Origin of the sequence: Limnoraphis robusta BA-68 BA1 (assembly GCF_034932365.1) — a bacterium.
GTDB lineage: Bacteria > Cyanobacteriota > Cyanobacteriia > Cyanobacteriales > Microcoleaceae > Capilliphycus > Capilliphycus robustus.
Genome location: NZ_JAYGHR010000003.1, coordinates 44,152 through 67,966, shown reverse-complemented (window position 1 = coordinate 67,966; position 23,815 = coordinate 44,152). Strand labels below are relative to the sequence as shown.

At 44.8% G+C, this 23,815-nt stretch carries 24 protein-coding genes and 1 pseudogene; 11 read left to right on the top strand and 14 right to left on the bottom strand.

The window, feature by feature from the left end; all coding sequences use genetic code 11:
- Positions 1-122 precede the first annotated feature (122 nt).
- The 4 genes from VB836_RS02565 to VB836_RS02550 all read left to right on the top strand — a co-directional run bounded on the left by VB836_RS02565 (position 123) and on the right by VB836_RS02550 (position 2,975).
- Positions 123-548, top strand: a complete 426-nt coding sequence (locus VB836_RS02565; RefSeq protein WP_323217856.1) for a hypothetical protein — start codon at positions 123-125, stop codon at positions 546-548.
- 274 nt (positions 549-822) lie between these two features.
- Positions 823-1,338 (top strand): hypothetical protein, encoded by a 516-nt coding sequence (locus VB836_RS02560; RefSeq protein WP_323217855.1) that lies wholly within the window; start codon positions 823-825, stop codon positions 1,336-1,338.
- Positions 1,339-1,431: 93 nt separating this feature from the next.
- Entirely contained in the window at positions 1,432-2,325 is an 894-nt protein-coding gene (locus VB836_RS02555) for a hypothetical protein (RefSeq protein WP_323217854.1), read from the top strand.
- A 203-nt stretch (positions 2,326-2,528) separates the two neighbouring features.
- The gene (locus VB836_RS02550; protein WP_323217853.1) at positions 2,529-2,975 is read left to right on the top strand and encodes a hypothetical protein; all 447 of its coding nucleotides are present in this window, start codon (positions 2,529-2,531) and stop codon (positions 2,973-2,975) included.
- Positions 2,976-3,079: 104 nt separating this feature from the next.
- Here the strand turns inward: VB836_RS02550 and VB836_RS30295 are convergent, their stop codons facing one another.
- On the bottom strand, positions 3,080-3,214 hold the full coding sequence (locus tag VB836_RS30295; protein ID WP_407659554.1) for a transposase: 135 nt from the start codon (positions 3,212-3,214) through the stop codon (positions 3,080-3,082).
- Between the two features lie 125 nt (positions 3,215-3,339).
- Positions 3,340-3,453 (bottom strand): annotated as a pseudogene (locus VB836_RS30290) (RNA-guided endonuclease TnpB family protein); the annotation flags it as partial.
- A gap of 142 nt (positions 3,454-3,595) precedes the next feature.
- Here VB836_RS30290 and hisB point away from each other — a divergent pair.
- Entirely contained in the window at positions 3,596-4,195 is a 600-nt protein-coding gene (gene hisB, locus VB836_RS02540) for an imidazoleglycerol-phosphate dehydratase HisB (RefSeq protein WP_323217960.1), read from the top strand.
- Positions 4,196-4,220: 25 nt separating this feature from the next.
- On the opposite strand, the gene VB836_RS02535 is transcribed toward hisB, so the two are convergent.
- Complete coding sequence (locus VB836_RS02535; protein WP_046280997.1) at positions 4,221-4,886, bottom strand: hypothetical protein; 666 nt, start codon at positions 4,884-4,886, stop codon at positions 4,221-4,223.
- Between the two features lie 54 nt (positions 4,887-4,940).
- Positions 4,941-6,158 (bottom strand): RNA-guided endonuclease InsQ/TnpB family protein, encoded by a 1,218-nt coding sequence (locus VB836_RS02530; protein ID WP_323217852.1) that lies wholly within the window; start codon positions 6,156-6,158, stop codon positions 4,941-4,943.
- A gap of 969 nt (positions 6,159-7,127) precedes the next feature.
- Here VB836_RS02530 and VB836_RS02525 point away from each other — a divergent pair.
- From VB836_RS02525 to VB836_RS02515, 3 genes are all read left to right on the top strand, one after another.
- Positions 7,128-7,298, top strand: coding sequence for a hypothetical protein (locus VB836_RS02525; RefSeq protein ID WP_160315416.1), 171 nt, complete (start codon positions 7,128-7,130; stop codon positions 7,296-7,298).
- Between the two features lie 503 nt (positions 7,299-7,801).
- Positions 7,802-9,898 (top strand): Rne/Rng family ribonuclease, encoded by a 2,097-nt coding sequence (locus VB836_RS02520; protein ID WP_323217851.1) that lies wholly within the window; start codon positions 7,802-7,804, stop codon positions 9,896-9,898.
- A gap of 156 nt (positions 9,899-10,054) precedes the next feature.
- Positions 10,055-10,642 (top strand): ribonuclease HII, encoded by a 588-nt coding sequence (locus VB836_RS02515; RefSeq protein ID WP_046277584.1) that lies wholly within the window; start codon positions 10,055-10,057, stop codon positions 10,640-10,642.
- A gap of 47 nt (positions 10,643-10,689) precedes the next feature.
- Here the strand turns inward: VB836_RS02515 and VB836_RS02510 are convergent, their stop codons facing one another.
- The gene (locus tag VB836_RS02510; RefSeq protein WP_046281336.1) at positions 10,690-11,277 is read right to left on the bottom strand and encodes a DUF1997 domain-containing protein; all 588 of its coding nucleotides are present in this window, start codon (positions 11,275-11,277) and stop codon (positions 10,690-10,692) included.
- A 381-nt stretch (positions 11,278-11,658) separates the two neighbouring features.
- Here VB836_RS02510 and pheA point away from each other — a divergent pair, with 381 nt between their 5' ends.
- From pheA to VB836_RS02495, 3 genes are all read left to right on the top strand, one after another.
- Positions 11,659-12,504, top strand: coding sequence for a prephenate dehydratase (gene pheA / locus VB836_RS02505; protein WP_323217850.1), 846 nt, complete (start codon positions 11,659-11,661; stop codon positions 12,502-12,504).
- Positions 12,505-12,643: 139 nt separating this feature from the next.
- Positions 12,644-14,014: a hypothetical protein gene (locus VB836_RS02500; protein ID WP_323217849.1), complete on the top strand. Its 1,371-nt coding sequence runs from the start codon at positions 12,644-12,646 to the stop codon at positions 14,012-14,014.
- A gap of 210 nt (positions 14,015-14,224) precedes the next feature.
- Positions 14,225-14,353 (top strand): hypothetical protein, encoded by a 129-nt coding sequence (locus VB836_RS02495; RefSeq protein ID WP_323217848.1) that lies wholly within the window; start codon positions 14,225-14,227, stop codon positions 14,351-14,353.
- A gap of 25 nt (positions 14,354-14,378) precedes the next feature.
- On the opposite strand, the gene VB836_RS02490 is transcribed toward VB836_RS02495, so the two are convergent.
- The 9 genes from VB836_RS02490 to VB836_RS02450 form a co-directional block, all read right to left on the bottom strand.
- Positions 14,379-15,035 carry an LON peptidase substrate-binding domain-containing protein gene (locus VB836_RS02490; protein WP_323217847.1) on the bottom strand — a complete coding sequence of 219 codons (657 nt, stop codon included), beginning with the start codon at positions 15,033-15,035 and terminating at the stop codon, positions 14,379-14,381.
- A gap of 89 nt (positions 15,036-15,124) precedes the next feature.
- The gene (gene rpsJ, locus VB836_RS02485) at positions 15,125-15,442 is read right to left on the bottom strand and encodes a 30S ribosomal protein S10 (protein ID WP_023068084.1); all 318 of its coding nucleotides are present in this window, start codon (positions 15,440-15,442) and stop codon (positions 15,125-15,127) included.
- Between the two features lie 199 nt (positions 15,443-15,641).
- Entirely contained in the window at positions 15,642-16,871 is a 1,230-nt protein-coding gene (gene tuf / locus VB836_RS02480; protein ID WP_323217846.1) for an elongation factor Tu, read from the bottom strand.
- Between the two features lie 150 nt (positions 16,872-17,021).
- A complete protein-coding gene (gene fusA / locus VB836_RS02475; RefSeq protein ID WP_323217845.1) occupies positions 17,022-19,115 on the bottom strand; it encodes an elongation factor G in 2,094 nt (697 codons plus the stop codon).
- 75 nt (positions 19,116-19,190) lie between these two features.
- Positions 19,191-19,661: a 30S ribosomal protein S7 gene (gene rpsG / locus VB836_RS02470; RefSeq protein WP_046277071.1), complete on the bottom strand. Its 471-nt coding sequence runs from the start codon at positions 19,659-19,661 to the stop codon at positions 19,191-19,193.
- A 79-nt stretch (positions 19,662-19,740) separates the two neighbouring features.
- Positions 19,741-20,115, bottom strand: a complete 375-nt coding sequence (gene rpsL / locus VB836_RS02465) for a 30S ribosomal protein S12 (protein WP_323217844.1) — start codon at positions 20,113-20,115, stop codon at positions 19,741-19,743.
- A gap of 437 nt (positions 20,116-20,552) precedes the next feature.
- Positions 20,553-20,882: a HesB/IscA family protein gene (locus VB836_RS02460; protein WP_323217843.1), complete on the bottom strand. Its 330-nt coding sequence runs from the start codon at positions 20,880-20,882 to the stop codon at positions 20,553-20,555.
- A gap of 105 nt (positions 20,883-20,987) precedes the next feature.
- Complete coding sequence (locus VB836_RS02455; protein WP_046277074.1) at positions 20,988-21,407, bottom strand: phosphomannose isomerase type II C-terminal cupin domain; 420 nt, start codon at positions 21,405-21,407, stop codon at positions 20,988-20,990.
- 381 nt (positions 21,408-21,788) lie between these two features.
- Positions 21,789-23,699: a phosphodiester glycosidase family protein gene (locus VB836_RS02450; protein ID WP_323217842.1), complete on the bottom strand. Its 1,911-nt coding sequence runs from the start codon at positions 23,697-23,699 to the stop codon at positions 21,789-21,791.
- Positions 23,700-23,815: the final 116 nt, after the last annotated feature.

Sequence of the window (23,815 nt, the reverse complement as noted above, 5' to 3'; positions counted from 1 at the left end):
GTTATCCTGCGTTACGGGTTATTCGTCGAAAGAGTCCCAGACAAATAACGTAGTTCTCCCATTGTATCTATCCCGATATAGTAACGAATGAGAATTGAGTGCCAATTTATGCAGGGTAAGCTATGGAACGAGGTTTGTTATGGCTTCCGCTACTGATTGTTTTCTTTGGGTTAGCCTGGTCAGGTTGGAATGAATACCAAAAGGTTGAAGCCTATCGTGAATGGGCGAAGACGTTTGAAAAAGCCAAGTATGATATCTATGCCGTATTGGGTTTAAAAGGGACTGAACTGACTTGGGGAAAACCCACGCGAACAGGCCCGATTAATCTGCAAACCCTGTCGTTAGAAGATGTACAATCAATTTGGCTCGTCGTTGATCATCACTCGGTTGATTTGGATTCTCCCCCAGAAAAGGGTAAGGAGATCGAGTTGGAATTTCAGTTAAAACTTGAAGCAACTCCGGTTCGGGTTCCCTTTACAGAAATTCCTCTGGCTGCTCAATGGGGTAAATTTCTCAACCAACAACTTGAAATAGGCAACAGGCAATAGGCAACAGGCAAGAGTTTTGTAGGGGCGGGTTCTCAATTGATGTATGTTTCTGACAAATAACCTGTATAAACCCGCCCCCCACCCCAGTCGGTTATCGGGTTGGGCTGGTTGACCTAACTTACTACTGGGAAACAGAGATCATTGCAGAACCCGCCCCTACAGGACTTTTTTACTGGTGACTGTCTAAATCCCTCCAGAAGAAGATGTCAACGATGCCGTTGAGTTCTAGAATAGAGGGATAATTTTTCCCGTTCCTTTACCTTCTCAGAGAGTGATGATGATGATCTTCAAACGTTTACCGAGTATTCTCATCGCCTGTGTGTTAGCGTTGTCGCTGTTTGTTTCCGGTTGTAGTTCGACGACGACGACTTCTGCTCCCCCAACGACGAGTCAACCGACTTCAGGAGGCAACAAAACGATAGCGGCTGAACCTGTCTCAGGAGGCTCGTTTAACAAATTCTTCCCGAAAAGTGAGGGAGACTATAAAGTTACTTATCGTCAAGAAAAATCAGGGTTTGCTCAAGCTAAATTGTCACAGGGGAGTACAGATTTAGCTTTACTTTCTATTAATGATATTGCTAGTAATCCCAGTGCGGTTTCTAAGTTTCGAGAAAGTAGTAAAAAGATTGCTGGATATCCCGCAGTCACTCAGGGTAAAAATACAACCGCTATTTTAGTTGCTGATCGCTATCAAGTCAAAGTCACTTCTCAGTCCGATTCTTTTACAGAAAGCGATCGCGAAGAATGGTTAATAAACTTTAATCTGACGGGTTTAGCCCGAGTTAAATAATCTCGAAATTGCCAGAAAAACGATAGAAATTATCGATTTTTTTTGGTTGAATTCACTGAAGAAAACTACCCTCTATTAACAAGGAAAACGACTGTGAGCCAATCCATTATTACGTTGGTCGATGAGCTTCCCAAAGACAATAATATTACGATTAAAGCCCTACACGCCCTAGATTTTGTGATTCCGGGGGAATGGGATAATTTGGTCGGGTTTGACAATACTATCCGTACTGTTACCGGAGAAGACGACGAAGACCTAATTCAGCAAATCCGCGATCGCGCTGTAATCCTATTCAATGATAAGTCAGAAGGCTATCAACGGGCTTTGTGGCTTTATCAAACGATTAGCGGATCGGGTCGGGCGATCGGTACGGCTACCCTTGCCAATATGGTGGGAGGCAAAATTCCTCTGGTGGGAGGTTTGTTGACGAGTCTGACTCCCAAACCCGCCAAAGCCCAAACGATAGATCTCTCACTGAAAGTTGTTGGGGAATTATTGGGTTTCTGTGCGATCAATGGCATTCCGGGAGATAGTATTGGTGACTTTGTTGGATCTTTGGGGGATTATAGCGGGGACGCTTTGATGCGGATGGCGGCTTTAGTTTGTTTTGATGGGTTAATTCCTTTGGGGCCTGATTTTATACAAGCTGTTTCAGGATGGATCGAACGACTTTCCCCTTCAGACTTAGAGGAAAACCCTGGCTTCAAAGAAATGGAAGACGCAATTCCTGGGGAGAGTAAAAGTAGTAAGTTGGGCTTTATTGGAGAAGCGTTTTCTTCGGTTTCCGGTTGGATGGGAGATTTTGTCAGCGATCGCGGTATTACCCCTACAAATGTTGCTAATAGCTTGCAAGGTTTTGTAGAATTTAGCGATGACAAATTGGACTATTTGGGTGCATTCCTGGATATGAGTACCAATTATTATGAACATACGGGAATTCAAACCCTGGCTCGTCGTTTAGTTGAACGGGCTTATGCGGAAATTTAACAAACTTAATGGGTTGAACCTCTGAATTGATCAAACCTGGATTTCAACAGGCTTACAGGCTGTTATAAGTTGTTTAAAGCCCCTATTTTAGTTGAATAGATTGAACTTTGACAGCCTGTCTTTTGACGCGCTTTAACCTGCGACTTACAATCCCTCTATTGCTTTTATAGCGATTGTTGCAGATAGAGGAGTTGCGTTGTGAGATGAGCGCGAAATATTGGATAACAATTGTGATGGCGATCGCGATGATTGTCACTGGAAATCGACTAGGACTGACTCACGAATCTCAGGGAAATCACCCTCACGAACCGATGGAAATTCCCGAGGGTCAACCCATTCCAACCGTTGATTTAGTGGTTCATCCTGATAACGTTAGAGGATGGAATCTTGAAGTCAAAGTCTCGAATTTCCGCTTTGCCCCCGAACAGGCCAGCCGCGACGCCCGCCCCGGAGAAGGACACGCTCACTTGTATGTGAATGGGGAAAAAATAACGAGAATTTATGGGAATTGGTATTATCTCAGCACCCTCAAACCCGGACAAAATCAACTGCGAGTCAGTTTAAGTACCAACGATCATCAAGATTTAGTCCATCAGGGTCAAGCGATTGAGGATGTTGAAATGATTCAAGTGGAGGCTGAGGCTAATTAAGCCCTAAATCAACCCGGTTTCTGAGGACAAGTCTAAGATTTCGGGTCTTCCGTAGTTACTGTGCTAAATTTTTAGGCAAATGCCAGAAGAGTAAAGCTCTTAATTCACGCATTACTAAAATTCCTCAAGCCAAATCCACAACGTTTTAGCAATTTCAGTTTGTTATTAATACCTTCAACTATTCCATCAATAAGTCTATTGACATCCTCTCCGTCGTAAACAACGGAGATTCCAAACATCACTATTTGGGCTTCCTCTTTCTATGAGTTGACTTACAAGGATTGGGTTTCCCCGCCCAAGCAGAGATCAGTCTCTCGGGAGGCGTTGATTTCCGTCTGCCCGACGGTATTTTCAAAACAGATATATTTATCCATGCTTTGATGATGCTGTTACGAACAAACCTACCAGTACGGATAGCTTCGTCTAACTTTCTGTACTGGTATTGGGTTCCTTGCAGCTTCATTTCATACACAAGCATAGATTATCGGCATCGAGCCACGATAAACTTATGTTAGCATAAAATAATCCGTCGTGAACGACCTTGCTCTAAACCTGCTTCTCTTGGTAAGCTTGTAGGTTGAAAGTTTTGTAGAATAAGAGTTGTACAGTTTACCTTTTAACTGATCTTGAGTCCCCGCACAGCAACCGTCAAACGGACAACCAAGGAAACCGATGTCACCGTAACAGTGAATTTAGACGGTATCGGCACCTGTCAAGCCAACACAGGCATTCCTTTCCTCGATCATATGTTGCAGCAAATCGCCTCTCACGGCTTGATAGATTTGCAGGTGCAAGCCGTCGGAGATCTAGAAATAGATGATCACCACACCAATGAGGATGTCGGAATTACGCTCGGACAAGCCCTCGCCAAAGCTTTAGGCGATCGCATTGGAATTACTCGGTTTGGTCATTTTGTCGCCCCCCTGGATGAAGCTTTAATTCAGGTGGCGTTGGATTTTTCTGGGCGTCCTCATCTGAGTTATGGCTTAGAGATTCCCACTCAACGGGTTGGCACCTATGATACCCAGCTTGTGCGAGAATTTTTTGTCGCCCTGGCTAATAATAGTTTGATGACTCTGCATATTCGTCAGTTAGACGGGATTAATTCCCATCACATTATTGAAGCGACGTTTAAAGCCTTAGCGCGATCGCTACGAATGGCTGTAGAAATTGATCCCCGACGTGCAGGAACGATTCCCAGTTCAAAAGGAGTTCTCTAGCAAAGATCTAAGAGTTGATCAAATTTTAAATTTTTCCTTGACTCGAACAGGGTTTACCGTCTGGGCTGTTGCCATAAAAACAGGGATTTAAAACCAATAAACCTGCGCTTCCAACCAAGAGTAACATCATCAACACAGAGACATCTGCCGGAGATTGGAGGGGGTTAACGACTAAGGGCAGTTGCTCTTGAGAAAATAAGGTATTATCGGGTGTGTTGGCGGCATACTCGATTCCGTAAACACCTTGATTCTCGGATGAACCTTCAGGCGTGCTAACTTGTCGGTTCCAAACCTGTAAAGCTTGGGATTTGAGTTGTTGGCGGCTTCGGGCGAAAAAGTTCAGTCCTTCGATACCGTAAACTTTCTCTTGGTTTTGACTGATTGCTTTTTCTCCCCAGCTAAAGACTTCTAAATCTTCTTTCGTCCAGGAATAGTCGCCCCAACTGGCTTCAAAGGAGTCTAACTCCGATAATTCCACCAGGCCATTGGCGTTTTTGTCTGTTCCTTCAAACACGCCCGAGAGTTGATGATCCCCAATTTGTTGCTGAAACTGAAAACGATGAGTTGGAAGCGGCATGATATTAATAAATCCCAAGCTGATCGCGACACCTCCAGCTAAAGCTAGTGATGAAACAAAATTGTGCTTGAGAGCATTTGCACTTTGGAAAACCTTGAACTGTTGCTTGTGCATAACCTTGACATCCTCCACCTCCAAATCTTTGATTATGGAGGCGGATTCCCATCATTACTGATGAGAATTCCTGGCTCTACGAGCAACCTTACTTTTTGGGATTTCTCCCTCTAAGCAGTGGATCATCTCATCCCCAGGCGTTACTTTCCGAGTGCCCCTCGGTAGTTGTGCTAACCCTTGCAATGCTTTCATCAAAATATTAATGGCGGCATTTGTGTCACGGTCATCTAAATAACCGCAATGTGGGCATTGATGTGTGCGAGTGGACAAAGTTTTCTTAACTTCTTGTCCGCAATTGGAGCAATTTTGAGAAGTGTAATGAGGTGCAACAGCAATCACTGGCACGTTAAACACTTTCCCGAAATATTCCAACCACTGCCTAAACAACGTCCAACTAGCATCAGATATTGATTTAGCTAGACGATGATTCTTAACCATGTTTCGCACTTTTAGGTCTTCAATGGCTACCAAATCTGCCGACAGGATAAGCGCCCAAGCAGTTTTTACCGCAAAGTCTTTACGCCGCCTTGATATCTTGAGATGCGTTTTACCTAATTTCTTAATGGCTTTGAAGCGATTTCTTGACCCTTTAGTTCTACGAGAAACACGTTTTTGTGCGCGTTTTAAAGACTTCTCGGCTTTCCTCAAAAACCTTGGGTTTTCTACTTTGTTACCATCAGAGTCAGTGTAGAAATAGTTTAAACCAACATCTATGCCTACCATCCGATTTGTGGGTTTATGTTGTTCATTTCGCTCTTGGTCGATGGAAAACTGAACATAATATCCATCGGCTCGACGCACAACACTCACTCGTTTAATCTGCTTTTTTTGATAAAAATGCAAATCGCGAGTTCCCCACATTCTAAAAGTTCCAGCTTTGAAACCATCCCTAAATGTAATGGTTAATCGGTCATCCGATAACACCCATCCATCAACTTTGTACTCGACTGAGCCATGAGTTTGATGCTTCTTAAACTTAGGAAAACCTTTCTTGCCCGGAACCTTTTTCTTGCAATTATCAAAGAACCTGGCGATAGCACTCCATGTCCTTTCAGCACTAGCTTGACAGGCTTGCGCTGAAAGTTTTTTGCACCATTCAAATTGTTCTCTGAGTATTTTGCAATACTTGTTCAAATCATACCTGTTGACCCTTTTGTTATCCATCCAGTATCTCAGGCAGCTATTACGCACGAAACGAGCAGTTCTAATCATCTCATCCAAGATGACGTACTGCTCGTCTGTTCCTCGTAATTTAGCCTCGAATACCAACATGGCTGTTTTGACTCTATGTCATTAAGTTTAACAATTGATACGGAGATTGTAAAAAGCGGACAGGTCGAATGCCTCGCTTTTTACCTGGGGTGTCCATGTACCTACCCCCAAATCAAAGATTATGGGGGCAGTGCTATAGCCCCCCAGCCCCCCCCGTTAAGATAGACAGGTAGACAACAACCCCGAGATTGATAGTGAATGGCGATCTTTGGGGTTGTTTGCCCGAGTCTTACTCCGATTCGGGAGATTTCGTACCTTTTGTTGTATTAAAATAGGTGTTATTATAAAATCTAGGGCTAAGGCTACAAGCCTAAAAATCTTTAGCTAGAGTCGCTTATTGAGATCGGTGAGACAACCGAGACTGAGAAGAACTCAACTGGGAAGGTTCCGGAAAAAAAGCTGCCCTCTTGCTGACATTGGGTGAGCATAATAGGTATTTCACCTCGGAAAAATTTTAAACCGTTTTATCCAAACAACCTCTGATGGGATAATTGCATAGAGTTTGGGGTGAGAATCCAGCAAAGCTGTTCTGTTAGGAGCGATTCATCAAGATTTGGAGGATTGAACCGACAGATCGGTATAAAATTCCAGTCGAAGGATTCGGTTGATCACTGTGGAACTTCTCAACACTTGTAAGATTTCTTCGTTGATCTTGGAGCGTTGAAAAATTCCGGACTTGCTTTTTTGCAGCAGAGGTGAGCCGCAGATCGTTCGTGACCAAAACAGATAGCTAAAGGAGTTAATTGCAAATCGTGGTGTCAATGGTAAATGAAGCAACCTTTATTCTAAATTGGGGGAATAAGGGGCTAGCGAACCCAAGCGAACCCTTGCTTGAGAATTGCCCAAATGATCGGCGAACTTGCTCTTGATCTGGGCAAAGTTTTCTTGTAGGGTAGGCAGTATATTCAGCCAGGCATCTGTTGAGCAACCCCCAAACTGAGCAAACCAACTCCACTCAGGCTAGAAGGGATGATCAACAGTCAGTCAAACGGTGAGTTAGCCGAACAGTGGAATGATTTAATGTTAATCAGCCCTCGTTCATCCCAAAGACCAACGACCATTGATCGGGTGATTTTCTTCTACGGTGAACGAGTATTTGAGCGGGTATTGAGGACGGTAAAACGTCAACAAAATCTCTAGTCAGAGAAGAATTGCTTGACAAAAAATGATTACAGTTTACTCAATGTTAACAGGCTAATCTAGTTCTCAAGGAATTACCCAAGTTGCGAAAATTTGCTTGTTAAGTGACAACGGATAGTCAGCAGAAAAACGGATAATTTAGGGAACAGGTGAAAGGTGATAGGGGACTGTTTAGGTGAGAGTTTATAGATGACAGGTGACTGTTTTTTATTAAACTTATGAACTCCTGAACTTCTGAAGTTTTTAATTGATGTACCCATTGCCCAGTACCCGGTCTAAAATCCGTTCTTTCTTAATAAATATCTGTTTCAGTTTATTATTCTAGAAATTCTCTGTGAGCCGCAGATCGCAGGGTTTATTCTCCCGTTCCAACTCAAATCGTTAGAAGAAACATCATTGATCAACGATGCTCCTCCGGAGACGCTCCGCGAACAATTCAAGTCAACATCAGAGGTACACGCAGCGTAGCTGCCTCCTGTGTTGCTAAGTTTTGAGGAAATTAGATGTCAAAACAAATTATCATTGCCGAACAGCATCGAATTGCAGCTGTTTTTTCCGAAGATCAAATTCAAGAACTCGTTGTTGCAACCGGAAATCACCAAGTTAGTGATATTTATTTAGGAGTTGTTGAAAATGTCCTGCCCGGAATTGATGCAGCGTTTGTGAATATTGGGGACGCAGAACGGAACGGATTTATCCATGTTTCTGATCTCGGCCCTTTACGGTTGAAAAAGTCTTCCGGTTCGATCACCGAATTATTAGCACCTCAACAAAAAGTGTTGGTGCAGGTGATGAAAGAACCCACCGGGACGAAAGGCCCGCGACTCACCGGAAATATTACCTTACCGGGTCGCTACTTAGTCCTGATGCCTTACGGACGGGGTGTCAATTTATCCCGTCGGATTCGTTCGGAAACGGAACGAAATCGCCTGAAAGCACTTGCCATTTTAATTAAACCCTCGGGGATGGGATTGTTAGTGCGAACAGAAGCGGAAGGGATGGCAGAAGATGCCATTTTGGAAGACTTGGAAAGTCTACAAAAACAATGGGAAAACGTTCAACAAGAAGGCAGTTCAACTCGACCTCCGGCTTTACTCAATCGCGACAATGACTTTATTCAACGGGTGTTGCGCGATATGTACAGTGGCGATGTCAATCGCATTGTCGTAGATTCTCACTCCGGGATTAAGCGCGTTAAGCAACATTTGATGAACTGGAGTGCAGGTAAAGCACCCCAGGGAGTTTTGATTGATCACCACCGAGAACGCATTCCGATTCTGGAATATTTTCGGGTAAATGCGGCGATTCGTGAAGCCCTGCGACCTAGAGTTGATCTACCCTCGGGAGGGTATGTTGTGATTCAGCCAACAGAGGCTTTAACGGTGATTGATGTCAACTCCGGTTCGTTTACCCGTTCAGCAACCTCGCGAGAAACCGTTTTGTGGACAAACTGTGAAGCGGCAACGGAAATTGCCCGTCAGTTGCGCTTACGCAATATTGCCGGGGTGATCATTGTCGATTTTATCGATATGGATTCCCGCCGTGATCAATTGCAAGTGCTGGAACACTTTAATAAGGTTCTCAAAGCTGACAAAGCACGACCCCAAATTGCTCAATTGTCGGAGTTGGGGTTAGTAGAGTTAACCCGCAAGCGTCAGGGACAAAATATCTATGAGTTGTTTGGGCGTCCTTGTCAGACTTGTAACGGATTAGGGCATTTAGTTCATCTTCCGGGTGAATCTGAAGTCGAACCGACTGAAAGCATGACGACAGGGGAACGGGTGGTATTAACACCTCGCAGTGGATTGTCTGTCAGTAGTCTACCGGAGATTACAGAACGGCTTCTTCCTGAGAAAACGATTGTTTTGGATGCACCGCAACCCCGAGAAGAACCCGAAACTGTAGAGCTTGATTCTTCTAGCAATTTGCAAGATTTAGAGCTAATTAACCATCCCAGCTATCAAGATATTAGTACAGCCGGTAATGCTCGTCGGCGTCGGCGTCGGCGAATTGGGGAGTTGGATTCTTTGGTTCGTGATTCGGAACCGAGCCGCAATCATTTGCGACTCGCCCCTACCAGTGGATACAATGAAAATCGTCCAGAACTTCAGTTATCGGAAGGATTACCAACCCGAAGCACCTTAGCAGAAAGAAGCCGCACGGTTAAGTCCGAAACCCTGAAACCGCCAACAGAACAGCCGGAAGTGATTTCTGTTGAAATGACTTCTGATGAACAACAGATGTATGCCATGATGGGCATCTCACCGTTGTTGCTTTCTCATCAAACCCTAAAAAATACCAGAAATGTGATTGTTACTGTCCGTTTACCTGGAGAAGAACCGCCTTCACCCAAGGATCTTTTAGAGGAAAGTGAGGAAGAACCCATAGAAGTACCTTCACCTGAACCCTTTTTTGAGTCAACGGTGAGCATGGATTCTTTTTCTATTGAGCCTCCAGAGGAAATTGCTGTTGAGGAGTTTTCCCCTTCTCCATCGTTAGCTGTTGCAGAGGATTTAGAAGATTCTCTGGATTTAGAGGATGATTCAGACTCCTCAAGTCGTCGGCGTCGGCGTCGGCGTTCCTCTGCGGTACCTGACTAGGTAAACAGTGAACAGTGACCAGTAGACAGTGACCAGTAGACAGTGACCAGTAGACAGAGAATATTGATAACTGCTCACTGTAAAAACTGGTCACTGTAGAGCAGAAACAGTGGAGAACGAAACCGGGTTAGCAAGTCCTCGTAATCAAAGAATTCTATGCCTCAATTCATTGCTGGTGTTGATGAAGTCGGACGGGGGGCTTTGTTTGGCCCGGTTGTCGCGGCGGCGGTGATCTTGTCGGATGAAGCGATCGCTCAATTAGCGGCTTCTGGTGTGCGAGATAGCAAACAGTTACAGCCCAAGGCTCGGAAACGACTCGCATATCAGATTAGAGCGATCGCCTTAGACTGTAAAATTGGCATTGCATCGGTGCGAGAAATTGATCGCCTTAATATTCTCCAGGCGACGTTGTTGGCGATGAAGCGATCAATTTTGAAGTTGAAACCGCCTCCTGACTTGTGTTTAATTGATGGGAATCAACCCATTCCTGGATTATTGATTCCCCAACAAACTGTGATCAAAGGCGATCAAACTTCAACGGTAATTGCTTCTGCGAGTATTGTGGCTAAGGTCTGGCGAGATGAATTAATCGTGCGTTTAGCCAACAAATATCCCGAATATGACTTGATTAACAATAAAGGATATGGAACGAAAAAACACCAACAAGCATTACAACGCTATGGCCCTTGTTTGCAACACCGACTTTCGTTTAGTCCTTGTCAAATCGGCTTGGGTTTAATATGACGTTGATGGATGGAATCTCGCCCTAAAAAGGATATGATTGAATCCGGTTAGATGGTTTGACCTTCACTCGAAAGAACAGACTCAGGCTGATTAACCAAGGTGTCGCTCTGTTCGGATGCCCATCTGCGATAATCACAGAGTAGATTGTGCATCAGTCTTTGTTTGATGGTTAGAAGAACACTTTTGAGTAATCCATTGCCTGTTGTTTCTAATATTGATAGGGGTGTAAATTGCAATGGAGGAGGCAATTCTACCTGAACTTGTAAGTCCGCTTGGCCTGTCAGATGAGTGACGCCTTCTATCTCTATGGGGGATAAACGTCCCACTAATTTTAAAGAAAAGCGTTGATTAATATATTCTACGCCGCGAATTTCGCAGCCCACTGACTTTAAGCCAATGGTTCCGTCCGCTAAAGCCCAAACTTTCAGATCGACTGTCGGTTGAATACTCAGCATCATAAACGAAAGAGGGCGCATTTTTAGCCGAAAAGTATCTTTACTGAGTTGTTCTAACCTTGTGGAATCAGCTAAAGCGTTCATCAAACGCCGAGGTTGACGCAAATAATGTCGAATGGGAATTTGCTGTTGGGGTAGGGCAATTTCAATAGACTGAGAGGCGTTGAATTGGGTAAGCATAAAAAAATTTAATTTCAAGCTTTGTAAACGGACTTTAATAAAGTTTAACAGTTTTTGATGTTGTCAGGAGCAGGTGCAGATGAGAGCAAAACAATATATAGCAGGGAACAAAAAACAGTGGATCTGGGAAAAAAGTAGTTCACAGTCTACTTTTCAGTATCAATCTATGTCCTAACCTATCCTTCGACTGCTATATATGCCTCAATTGGGTTAGTTAATTTTCTCATCATAGGCGTACAAATAATGAGCCTAGAGTTAAGAATTGTAACGCATTTGATCGACCTATGACCAAAACCTAGAAAAAATGGAAGTAATTTCCACCTTTTGGATGAATTTACTCTCTATCCGTTGTCAGCTTTTCCTCTGTTCAAATTAATTAAAATGAAACTTTCCATCGCTCATTTAGGCCCTGCGGGAACCTATGCAGAAGCCGCCGCTACAGCCTACGCTGAATATTTAGTAAAAACAACACCCGAAAGCCTAAAATCATCTCTTTGTCCCTATCCCAGTATTGCTCAAACGCTCTGGGCTGTGGCGAAGGGAGAAGTCCATTTAGGCGTAGTCCCTGTGGAAAACTCCATTGAGGGCAGTGTCAGCATGACTTTAGATACACTCTGGCAAATTGATACCCTGAACATTCAGCAAGCTTTAGTGTTGCCGATTTCCCATGCTTTAATTTCCCTGGCGAGTCGTCAAGAAGACATTCAAGTTGTTTATTCCCATCCTCAAGCCCTAGCCCAGTGTCAGGAGTGGTTAAATCAAAATCTTCCACAAGTGCGGCAAATTGCCACGAATTCCACAACAGAAGCCCTACAACATTTAGATACAGAGAGAACCGCCTGCGCCATTGCATCAGAACGTGCTGCGAGTTTATACCAGTTGCCCATTATTGCTCATCCGATTAATGATTATCCCGATAACTGTACTCGCTTTTGGGTGGTAAGTTTGCAACCCTCGCCGGGAGGGAATTATACTTCTTTAGCGTTCAGTGTACCGGAAAATAAGCCAGGTGTATTGGTTAAACCGTTACAGCTGTTTGCAGAGCGAGGGATTAATATGAGTCGGATTGAATCTCGTCCGACAAAGCGCTTGCTCGGAGATTATTTATTTTTTATCGATCTCGAAGCTAATGCTTGTGAAGAATCGGTTAAATCCGCTTTAACTGAATTAGCCGCTTATACAAAACAACTCAAAATTTTCGGTAGTTATTCGATCATTGATCGTTAAGTGGAGTTGAGCAGGAGGATTTTATTAATCATCAGGAATACAAGGAAACAAGAGTGTAATTCTTTGTATTCAGACCGGAGTAGAGACTTACAAGATGAATGTAAGTATAGTTATACGTTTTTTCTCGTAGGATTTTCTCATGTATCCTTCGTCTCAAGGCATTCCGAATTTACCGGATTTAACTCATCCTGATAAGCTGATTAATTTTGGCTCTCAAATTGTTCAATTCTCTTTTCAATTGGGATTGTTAATTGTGGCGTTTGGCGTAGTAATGGCTCTGATTACTTGGTCGAATTCTCGTCAAGGTGAGCCGACTGCCACAGTTCTTAAAGAATGGTTAGAACGCTATGTTTTAGTGATTCAAAAGTTACCTCACATTGGTTTAATTTTACTCATTCTGGTGGGGGGGTTTTTTCTGTGTTCGACTCTGGCTAACCGATATCATCACTGGGAACAACAAAAAGTTGCTCAAGTTGCAACCACTGTTGCAGGTGAACGGCTTGAACAAGCAGCACCTCAAGTGCGTTATCAGGTGGAAGAAACTTATAAAAACTATCGCTGGGTTGATAATCAACAAATCGAGGAAGAAGCGACACGCATGGTGGATCGGTTTTTGGCGATCGCTGCTTCACAAATTCAAGTGAGAATTGATCAAGCAACTGATCCAGCAACTCGTCAATGGTTATATAATGTTAGCTTTGAAGCCGATTATCAAGTGGTAAACCGACTGAGTGATATTCAGCAGTTTTTCTTTGAAATTCGTCCGCCTTTTGGGTATAAACTTCTTCAAGACTTTCAAGTTGAACGAGAGGGTCAAGCGTTGGTATCCGTTAACCCAGGCGACTATGGATTTCCCTTTCGTTTAGCGCCCGGAGAAAGCACTCGTTTTCGGGTGACATATCAAGCCCAAGGTGCGCCGCGTTGGGTTTATGAACCTATGGGACAACTGCTTTCTAATTTTCGTCTGACGGCTTTCGCCAACTTTCCTAATGCTGATTTTGCAGGCGCTCTCCCGACTGTGACGCAAGAGGGAGTTCGAGAGCGAGAACTGACTTGGATTTTTGAAGGAAATGTCTCTGTACGCAATCCCTTTGGTGTCTTTACGGCGACTGATCGGGTTACGAATACAGGCGTTTTACCGCGTTTGCTATTGTTAGCTCCTGCAATATTTTTGTGGTGGATTTTGTTACTCAATCTCTCATTACCCCTGAGTTTAAGAGATGTTGCAATTGCCGCCGGAATTTTCTTTGCTTGTATACTAACTCTGACATATACCAGTCGCTTGATTGATGCTAGACTCGCATTTACTTTGATTTGTCCGATTTTATTGGGTCTAGTTTGGGGGTTAGGAAGCAATCGTCAAGCATCTCTAGCCGCTATAATTTGCACGATCGCAGGCGTGGCTTTACCGATTTTCGGATTATTAATACCCTATAGCGGTTTAACCCTGAGTCTAGCAGGACTGCTCTCCGGGGGGTGGCTAGCAGTCCAAAATTGGTACAAGATTTGAACCTCTAAAACCGAATCAAAAATTAGGGTTTCAGATTCTCAGGAAATGTTTCCAAATCCTGCATTCGATTTTCAGGCACAAGCACCTTAACTGTCGATTCCCAGGCTGATCATCGCTCCGACAATCATTTCTCCTAAAAAACCTGTTGTTTCAGGTTAGGGCGTAACTTTCTGGCTGACCACCAGTAGATCATACTTTGAGAATAAAAGAATGATAACACAAACCCCGTCTCCGATTCCCCGTACAACCAAATCTTTGATTATGGTTGCAGTACCCAAGGGAGGCTTAGATGGAATTTTGAAAAACCAAATTAAAGGATTTTCGATCAAATGGGGATGATTTTATGATCCTGAGTGGAATTCAGTTAGTTGGGATCAACAGGGTTAAAAGTATCTTTGAGAACCGTTTTAGCCGCTAAGTGACTTCGAGTAGAACTCAAGATTTCCACTTCCCGTTCCAAGCGAGCAGCAGTATCTTGCATTTCTAGAAGGGCTTGCTGTTCTGCGGGTACACCATAGAGGTTACTCGCCACCCAGTAGGATAACTCCGTCGGTAAACTGGGAATATCCTCTGGAAGTTTAATGCTTTGATCCATTAACTTACTGGAGAGACGAACCACATCTCGCAGCAAACCTTCAACTTCTGTTGCTAAAGGTCTGAGATCTTGTTGAGGGGCGACATCTTCTATCCATTCAACCAACCCAACCAGGTAAGGTTTTTCTCGAACAGCTTCTAAGACGCGGAACCGTTGCTGACCCAGGGTGATCATTTTCAGACGATCATCTGGTAAACGCTGATGCTGAATGATTTCTGCACAGCAACCCACGGAAGCGACTTTTCCTTGAATCGGATCGAACATCACAACCCCAAAGCGGCGATCGCTTTCAAGGATAGTGTTCATCATAATCCGATAACGAAACTCAAAAATATGCAACGGCAGAGGGATTGCTGGAAATAGAACCACTTCTGGAAGTGGAAACAGGGGTAGTTCTCGAACTGCAATTGAGGAAGATGATGCCATTGTCCGTTTAAGGTGTGCGCTTCTTTCTTTTACTTTAGCGGATTTCTTACCCCTGTTTCTCAGTGAAGTCTCTATTTTGCGGGTTTAGCCTAAAGCTTCACCTCAATATCTACGCCTGCGGGTAAATCCAGTTTCATCAAAGCATCAATAGTTTTAGAGGAAGGCTGATAGATATCAATGATGCGGCGATGAGTTCGAGTCTCAAAGTGTTCTCGTGAATCTTTATCGACGTGAGGAGAACGAAGAACACAATAAATGCGTCGTTTTGTGGGTAAGGGAATCGGGCCGATGGCGGTTGCACCCGTGCGATTTGCCGTATCGACAATTTTTTCACAAGAGGTATCCAGCAAACGGCGGTCAAATGCTTTGAGACGGATACGAATTTTTTGCTGTTGAATAGTAGCCATTAGATTTTGAGTTTTCCAGGTTCAGTTTTAAGTTTTCAGGGACTCATGTTCAGGCGGTTTCCCTGCGTGAGTCCAATTCAGAAGCCTACAATTGAGCGAGGGGCATGGGGATAAACAGCCCGTCTAAGTTCCCAAGGAGCCAATTAACTCTCGGGTAAAAGACGAGCTGTTGAAAGTGATCAGTGTTTGGAGTCTGCGCCTACTTCACAATTTTAGACACAACGCCCGCACCAATCGTCCGACCACCTTCACGAATTGCAAAACGCATTCCCTGCTCAATCGCAATGGGAGTAATCAGCTCAACGGTCATTTTAATCCGGTCTCCGGGCATGACCATTTCGATGTTGGAACCATCATCAGCCGTGTAGCCTTGGATTATACCCGTTACATCGGTTGTCCGCACGTAGAACTGAGGGCGATAGTTAGCAAAGAAGGGAGTATGGCGACCGCCTTCTTCTTTCCTGAGAACATACACCTCAGCCTCAAAGTTAGTGTGAGGGGTAATACTACCGGGTTTAGCCAGCACCATACCGCGCTGAATGTCCTCTTTTTGCAGACCCCGCAACAATAGTCCTACGTTGTCTCCAGCCATTCCTTCGTCTAGGATTTTCTGGAACATTTCCACACCCGTTACGACTGTGCTGCGAGTATTTTTGATTCCAACCAGTTCAACGGTTTCTTGAACTTTCACCTTACCCCGCTCAATCCGGCCTGTAGCGACAGTACCCCGACCAGTGATGGAGAACACATCTTCTACAGCCATCAGGAAAGGCTTATCAACGGCACGTTCGGGCGTGGGAATATATTCATCTACGCTATCCATCAGCGCGTAGATATGATCTACCCACTCATCTTCTCCCTTCTTAATTTTGGGATTGCTAGTCAAGGCTTCTACAGCCCGTAGAGCTGAACCCGAAGTAATCGGGATATCGTCCCCTGGAAAATCATAGGAACTGAGCAATTCCCGAACTTCTAGTTCAACCAGTTCGAGCAATTCTTCGTCATCAACCATGTCTTTCTTGTTGAGGAAAACCACCAAGCTCGGAACACCTACCTGACGAGCCAGCAGAATATGTTCCCGAGTTTGGGGCATGGGGCCATCAGCCGCAGACACAACCAGAATCGCTCCGTCCATTTGAGCGGCTCCGGTGATCATGTTTTTTACATAGTCTGCGTGTCCAGGGCAATCCACGTGAGCATAGTGACGATTTTCGGTTTCATACTCCACGTGAGCGGTGTTAATCGTAATTCCCCGTGCTTTTTCTTCAGGAGCCGCATCAATATCTTCATATTTACGGGCTTTGGCTCCGCCTGCTGCTGCCAATGTCATGGTAATCGCAGCAGTCAGAGTGGTTTTGCCATGGTCAACGTGACCGATTGTACCAATGTTAACGTGGGGTTTATTCCGTTCAAATTTTGCGCGTGCCATATCCTACTTGATCTTTGATTCGAGATTTTAGATGTTGAATGATTGAGGCTCAAGCCTGATCACTTGAGATGGAGTTTGGGGGAGCAGAAGACAAGATGAACCGATCTGTATTTTATCTTCTCACTTGCACTTACTGCCCCCTTTCAACAGTTATTCGCCTTTACTCTTGGCAATGATGGTTTCAGCCACACTGCGAGGAACTTCTTCATAATGGCTAAATTCCATTGAGAAAATGCCCCGTCCTTGAGTATTAGACCGAATATCAGTCGCATAACCAAACATTGTTGCGAGGGGAACTTTCGCAGTTACCTTCGCAAGACCTTGGGATTGATCGGTTTCCTGAGCTTCTATCTGGCCTCGACGGGAGTTGAGGTCGCCAATAACGTTACCGATGAAATCGTCTGGCACTTCCACTTCTACCTTCATCATCGGCTCAAGTAGCACAGGTGAGGCATTCTTTACACCTTGCTTGATCGCCATTGATCCGGCGATCTTAAAGGCCATTTCAGAAGAGTCTACATCGTGATAGGAGCCGTCTATGAGGGTAGCTTTGACATCAATCAAGGGGTATCCCGCGATCACACCGGATTCACAGGCTTCTTTCATCCCCTCTGCGGCTGGGTTAATATACTCTTTCGGTACAGTACCGCCCACAATTTTGGAGACGAATTCAAATCCGCTTCCAGGTTCACCGGGTGTGAGTTCAATCACAACATGGCCGTATTGACCTTTACCCCCACTCTGACGGACAAATTTACCCTCAGACTTAACAGACTTGCGAATGGTTTCCCGATAGGCAACCTGGGGTGCGCCCACATTCGCTTCGACCTTAAACTCCCGCAACATCCGGTCTACGAGAATCTCCAAGTGGAGTTCACCCATTCCGGCAATTACGGTTTGGTTCGTCTCTGGATCAACAGAAACTCGGAAGGTTGGGTCTTCCTCTGATAGAGATTGTAGAGCCTTGGAGAGTTTCTCCATGTCTTGTTTGGTTTTGGGTTCGACCGCTACCGAAATGACCGGCTCAGGGACATACAAAGATTCCAAAATGATCGGAGAGCTATCATCACACAGCGTATCTCCGGTTAAGGTATCTTTGAGACCCAAAGCGGCTCCTAAGTCTCCTGATCGCAGTTCATCGACTTCAATTCGATCATCTGCTTTCAACACAATCAAGCGAGAGATTCGCTCTTTCTTGTTTTTAGTTGAGTTGAAAACATAGCTTCCCTTCTGAAGAACTCCAGAGTAGACCCGCACAAAGGTCAAACGACCATAAGGATCTGCCATGATCTTGAATGCCAGTGCAGACAAAGGAGCTTCGTCATCGGCGGGACGTTCTTGTTCTTCTCCACTTGGAAGTGTACCTTTAATCGCCGGAACTTCGGTCGGAGCGGGGAGGTAATCGACCACACCATCTAACAACCGTTGCACGCCTCTGTTCTTAAAGGCAGAACCACACAATATCGGGACAATTGTTCCGGCAATCGTTGCTTTACGGATCGCCAGGCGAATTTCCTCTTCAGTCGGCAGATCGCCCCCTTCTAAGGATTCGAGGTACTTCTCCATAATGCCTTCATCGGCTTCAGCCAAAGATTCCAGCATTTTTTCCCGGTACTCGGTGACTAAATCCTTCACTTCATCCGGGATCTCATCAGTTTCTTGGATGTCTGTCCCTAAATCATTGGTATAGATATAGGTTTTCATCGCCACCAAGTCCACCAGTCCTCGGAAATCAGTTTCACTGCCGATCGGAACTTGAATCGGAACGGCATTCGCCCTCAAGCGATCACGAATTTGCTCGTAAACCTTGAAAAAGTTAGCACCTGTGCGATCCATCTTATTGATGAATGCAATCCGAGGAACTTTGTAGCGTTCTGCTTGTCGCCAAACGGTCTCGGATTGAGGCTGAACACCACCGACAGAGCAGAAGACGGCAATCACCCCATCTAACACCCGCATGGAACGTTCGACTTCAATAGTGAAGTCAACGTGACCCGGAGTGTCAATGATGTTGATCTTATGATCTCTCCAACTGGTTGTGATTGCAGCAGCCGTGATTGTGATACCACGCTCCCGCTCTTGAGCCATCCAGTCAGTTACCGCAGTACCCTCGTGGACTTCACCCATTTTGTGAACCACACCCGAATAAAACAAAATACGCTCGGTCGTGGTAGTCTTGCCCGCATCGATGTGGGCTGCAATACCAATATTACGTACTCTCTCAAGCGGGATAGTACGTGCCACAGCTACCTCCTTTTTAAGCCTTCATTAAGATTCTATCTGTTTGCGGAAATCACTGCTATCCCCACCTCATTCATTTTAGTACCGATAATGGGCAAAGGCTTTGTTCGCTTCTGCCATACGGTGGGTTTCTTCGCGTTTGCGGACAGCACTTCCGGTTTCGTTGGCAGCATCCATTAGTTCATTGGCAAGTTTCATCGCCATTGTCCGACCGGAACGTTGTCTGGAATATTGGATCAACCAACGTAATGCCAAAGTTGTTCCCCGTTCTGAGCGAACTTCCATCGGAACTTGGTAGGTTGCACCACCAACTCGTCTAGCTTTGACTTCCACTAGGGGGGTAACGTTTCGCACTGCCTTTTCAAACAGTTCTAACGGCTCAGACCCGGTTCGCTCTTCAATAATTTTCATCGCATCATAAATCACTCGGTAAGCTAGGGATTTTTTCCCGTGCCTCATAATGCGACGGACTATCATACTGAGCAGACGGCTATTATACACCGAGTCCGGGGGAACCGGACGTTTTTGAACGACTCTACGACGAGACATATCTAACTTTTACCCTAATTGTTTTGGTTATTGGTCATTTCATCAAAGATTCAGTCATCTGACAAGCTGACTTTCTACTCTACGACTTCGGACGTTTAGCCCCATACTTCGACCGTCCTTGGCGGCGATCTTTAACTCCGGCAGTATCCAAGGTGCCTCGAATAATGTGGTATCGGACTCCCGGTAAGTCTTTAACCCGACCTCCGCGAATCATCACAACCGAATGTTCCTGTAGATTATGGCCAATCCCTGGAATGTAAGCAGTCACTTCAAAGCCTGATGTCAAACGTACCCTTGCGACTTTGCGAAGTGCCGAATTGGGCTTTTTCGGTGTGGTTGTATAGACTCTCGTACAAACGCCTCGGCGTTGCGGACAACTCTTAAGAGCTGGAGATTTTGTCTTTTTCTGGGCTTGTTCTCGTGCAGATCGAATAAGTTGCTGTATAGTGGGCATGAGTTATAACATATTTCCTCAAATCGGCAATTTCTAGTTTCGGAAGATTGTCAATCCACTTCCGATGTTTTAACATCTACCCTGTAGCAGATGAATCCCCTCGTTAACAAAATCTCTGTCTAGTATGCTTTTCGGCTTCATCTCTAAAGATTTTTGAAGAGTTAGTCTATTAACCTAGACTCACTCGCCAGGACTCATCATCGTTACAGGATTAACTGACCGTTTATCCAATCCCTCGCTTTGATCGCTTTGCTGACAAGCCGACAACTTTCTGCCTAAAGCTCAAGCTGTGACTGTCTCCAAAAGATTAGCGGCTGAACCGGGGATACTCGACCGATTCTTTAAGAATCTTGATACCCAAATTGTTACTATAGGTAATAAAACTATAATTTGTCAAGGGTATTTCTCAAAAAAGTCTTAAACATCCTTCAAGTCTGTCAAGCTCTAGCGACAAAGGAATGACTACAACCACAGGTTTTAGCGGCATTGGGATTGTTGAAGCGAAATCCTCCTCCCATCAAATCTTCTGAGTAGTCCAAGATCAAACCTTCAACGTGGCTCAAACTTTGAGCATCAATCACAACTTGAATTGCACCGCAGTTGTAAACAATATCATCTGGCTGTAAGGCTGGCTCAAACCTCATCCGATAAAACCAACCACAACATCCCCCTGACTCCACTGCCAAGCGAAACAGAACATTGGGATCTTTTTGCTTTGACTTCAGACGCAACACCTCACGAGTAGCCGATGGAGTGACTTGGATCATAACTCAAACTTCAAATAACTAATTGAAAACTAGGGACTGAAAAGGCCAGGGATAAACCCTTAAAGCCTACTGTCTCATCCCTAGTTATCCAATATAGATATTATCCTATTTTGCCTTAGCTGGAGCGCGAGAATAATCGTCTTGAAAACGAACGATATCATCTTCCCCTAAATATTCCCCATTTTGAACTTCGATCAACACCAGAGGAATCACGCCGGGATTTTCCAAGCGGTGAGAGGTACATTGGGGAACATAAGTTGATTGATTGGCAAAAAGCACCTCTTCGTGATCTCCACAAGTCACTTTGGCTGTTCCTGAAACAACGATCCAGTGTTCACTGCGATGGTGGTGCATTTGTAAACTGAGGCGATGTCCGGGATTAACTTCAATACGCTTAATCTTATAACCCGAGCCTTCTTCTAAAGTGGTAAAAGATCCCCAGGGACGTAACTCAGTGGCAGCAACACCATGAGAATTCGCTTTAGATAGGGCGGCAGTTGAGGGCTTTGCTTGAATGGCTACCATGATAATAATCTGTCCTTAATAGATAAATGATTTGAAAGAAAAATTTGAGTCAATGCACCCAGGCTTTCAGCACTAAAGTTTAATTTAAGTTTTGATGGAGAATCCACAACATCCAGAGGGGATTTGAGTAAACCTCAGCGATCACTGCATGAAGCTTTTGGCTCAACTCAACTGGCTGAAGCCTACAAGTTGCTCTTAAGAAACACTCAGGCCCGAACTCGTTTTAGAACCTGCCGCCTCTTAGACGCTATAAACCAACATAGCAAATAGATATGGTAGGTTGTCATCCCTGATTCTACGGATTTTTAGTAATCTTTACGCAATCTTTACTTAAGTATCGATGAATGTATAGAAGATTAAAGCTGATATTACCCCTATAACTTAGGGTTGCCAAAATACACCCAATGCGTTATGAATCGGGGCGGCTGTTTGCGGAGGACGGTCAATTAACTGCCCGCCTAAGTACAAACTGGTAGAACTTCCCCCATCCAAATTTAAAGCTTCAACAGCCCCGAGTTGTTGGAGAATTTCAGCAAGTTCTGTTAAACTTGGCCCCGAACCCAGAGGACGATTGTGAACGGCAACGAACAGAAGTTTATTTTCTGGGGTTCTGGCTACTGCACTGCGAATCGCCTGTTGGTTGCTAAAAGCCTCGCTAAAGCGTTCGGAAAGGGCATCCAATAGAATTTGACCTGACTGCAATAATAACGGCCCTGCGGCTAAAATTTGCGGGTAAGCCTCCCAAGTTTCAGGTGAGGTTTGACTCTCGATTTTGACTGCTGTTCCTACCGGGAGTTGAGCGACTCTGGCGGTATGATTACGGATCACCAACAAATCTCCATCGGTCGGAATGGAAACCGGATTTTTAATCGGTCTTTCCCGTAGAATATGCTGAGTAATGCGAGAATTGCGAGTAACAATCGCCCATTCGCGATCCATCACGGGAACATAACTCAACCCCCAATCTGAGGTATAACGAGAAAGACCCGCTTCCACATACCCACTATTGAGATGCAAAATGGGGAGACGTTCTCCCGTCCCAGTGATTAGGGTTTCTGAACGAGTTAGGCGATCAATGTAAATTTCACCTTGATCTGTCCAACCCATCGCCCCTCGGTTTAAAATCGGACTCGACAGCCATCGTCCTTGATGTCGAATTGCTCCCAGGGGAAGAAGATTATTACGGTTAAAAAATCCTCCATTAATTGCGGCTACCGCTTGCGATCGCCCAGCAGTAGTTAATAATGGAGCTAACCCCACCCGTGATTGAGTTCGACTGAGGATCGGTTCTAAAGACAGTTGAGGTTGACTGAGATCGAGTTCTAGCCAGAAGACGGGAAAACGAGAAGGCTCGGATGAAGCGGTTTGTTGAGAGTGAGGAATTTCGATATATTGCTGACGCCAACGAAGTCCCGGTATCCAAAGGATATCCCGTTCAACTAAAAAATCGGGTCGAATTTCGACAATCAGATGATCAGGATCATTCAAGCTCGAAACAACAGGACGCCAACCCACAGGAACATTAAATTTTAGCTGAGTTTGATTTTGAGCGCTGACTTGTTCGAGTCCTTGAAGGGGGTTCTCGGAGAGAGACGGAAATGGGGCTATAATCTTTTGATTTAGTTGAGCAGCTAAACTGATCGTCCAGGGGGTTAACGGGGGGATAGAGGGCGTCTGGGGGTCGTCTGAAAGAGTTTGTGGAGTTGTGGAGGAATGAGGAGGAGCGATTTGAGGATGTTCCCAGATAGTGGGACGATTTAACTCAATCTTTAACTGTCGATAAGCGGGTTTGAGTTGGGGAGAAAAAGGTAAGTTAACTGGGGGAGAAAGGGGAGTTTGTTGAAGGGCTTGAATGCTGGCGGCAGGGGTGGTAATTTTCAGACTTGTTCCTACAATTGAAAGCTGCCATTGTTCCTTTTCAGCTAAGGTTGTAATCTCTAAGTATCGGTTTGGGGAGTGATAGAGAGTCGGTAAAGACAGGGGAGTTGAGTCCGGTTGTGAAAACCACCCAACAGGTTGCTCAGTGCTATCATTTGTGTTGAGTAGGTCTATACCCATGAGTGTCATTAACCCGGTATCCTGAATTCCAATTTGTAGCGGCATCAGACTTGTACTTTGCCACTGAACCCAAGCCAAATCAAGCTTTTGGCGATTGAGTTCCACGGATGAACCCTGTCGAATGATTTTCGGTGATTGAGAAGCTTGTGCGACAGAAGTCTCAAAGCCAAACATCAGCGATAGAGTCGTGTAAAGGGCAATGTCCGCAATGGAAAGCTTGATCAATTTGAGCATGAAGGAGAAGTCAGTTCAGCCTAAAGGTTAAATTTTTGAGAAGCCTGATCCCGAAACGCCGCAGACCTCTAAAGACACAACAGACATCAACTCAGATGCTAGAGTCTATGCACACA

Bases quoted from the DNA above. Each gene is read 5' to 3' on its own strand.
- VB836_RS02565 (WP_323217856.1), top strand. From the start codon at position 123: ATGGAACGAGGTTTGTTATGGCTTCCGCTACTGATTGTTTTCTTTGGG.
- VB836_RS02560 (WP_323217855.1), top strand. From the start codon at position 823: ATGATGATGATCTTCAAACGTTTACCGAGTATTCTCATCGCCTGTGTG.
- VB836_RS02550 (WP_323217853.1), top strand. From the start codon at position 2,529: ATGAGCGCGAAATATTGGATAACAATTGTGATGGCGATCGCGATGATT.
- VB836_RS30295 (WP_407659554.1), bottom strand. From the start codon at position 3,214: ATGTTTGGAATCTCCGTTGTTTACGACGGAGAGGATGTCAATAGACTT.
- VB836_RS02535 (WP_046280997.1), bottom strand. From the start codon at position 4,886: ATGCACAAGCAACAGTTCAAGGTTTTCCAAAGTGCAAATGCTCTCAAG.
- VB836_RS02530 (WP_323217852.1), bottom strand. From the start codon at position 6,158: ATGTTGGTATTCGAGGCTAAATTACGAGGAACAGACGAGCAGTACGTC.
- VB836_RS02525 (WP_160315416.1), top strand. From the start codon at position 7,128: ATGATCAACAGTCAGTCAAACGGTGAGTTAGCCGAACAGTGGAATGAT.
- VB836_RS02520 (WP_323217851.1), top strand. From the start codon at position 7,802: ATGTCAAAACAAATTATCATTGCCGAACAGCATCGAATTGCAGCTGTT.
- VB836_RS02515 (WP_046277584.1), top strand. From the start codon at position 10,055: ATGCCTCAATTCATTGCTGGTGTTGATGAAGTCGGACGGGGGGCTTTG.
- VB836_RS02510 (WP_046281336.1), bottom strand. From the start codon at position 11,277: ATGCTTACCCAATTCAACGCCTCTCAGTCTATTGAAATTGCCCTACCC.
- pheA (WP_323217850.1), top strand. From the start codon at position 11,659: ATGAAACTTTCCATCGCTCATTTAGGCCCTGCGGGAACCTATGCAGAA.
- VB836_RS02500 (WP_323217849.1), top strand. From the start codon at position 12,644: ATGTATCCTTCGTCTCAAGGCATTCCGAATTTACCGGATTTAACTCAT.
- VB836_RS02495 (WP_323217848.1), top strand. From the start codon at position 14,225: ATGATAACACAAACCCCGTCTCCGATTCCCCGTACAACCAAATCTTTG.
- VB836_RS02490 (WP_323217847.1), bottom strand. From the start codon at position 15,035: ATGGCATCATCTTCCTCAATTGCAGTTCGAGAACTACCCCTGTTTCCA.
- rpsJ (WP_023068084.1), bottom strand. From the start codon at position 15,442: ATGGCTACTATTCAACAGCAAAAAATTCGTATCCGTCTCAAAGCATTT.
- tuf (WP_323217846.1), bottom strand. From the start codon at position 16,871: ATGGCACGCGCAAAATTTGAACGGAATAAACCCCACGTTAACATTGGT.
- rpsG (WP_046277071.1), bottom strand. From the start codon at position 19,661: ATGTCTCGTCGTAGAGTCGTTCAAAAACGTCCGGTTCCCCCGGACTCG.
- rpsL (WP_323217844.1), bottom strand. From the start codon at position 20,115: ATGCCCACTATACAGCAACTTATTCGATCTGCACGAGAACAAGCCCAG.
- VB836_RS02460 (WP_323217843.1), bottom strand. From the start codon at position 20,882: ATGATCCAAGTCACTCCATCGGCTACTCGTGAGGTGTTGCGTCTGAAG.
- VB836_RS02455 (WP_046277074.1), bottom strand. From the start codon at position 21,407: ATGGTAGCCATTCAAGCAAAGCCCTCAACTGCCGCCCTATCTAAAGCG.
- VB836_RS02450 (WP_323217842.1), bottom strand. From the start codon at position 23,699: ATGCTCAAATTGATCAAGCTTTCCATTGCGGACATTGCCCTTTACACG.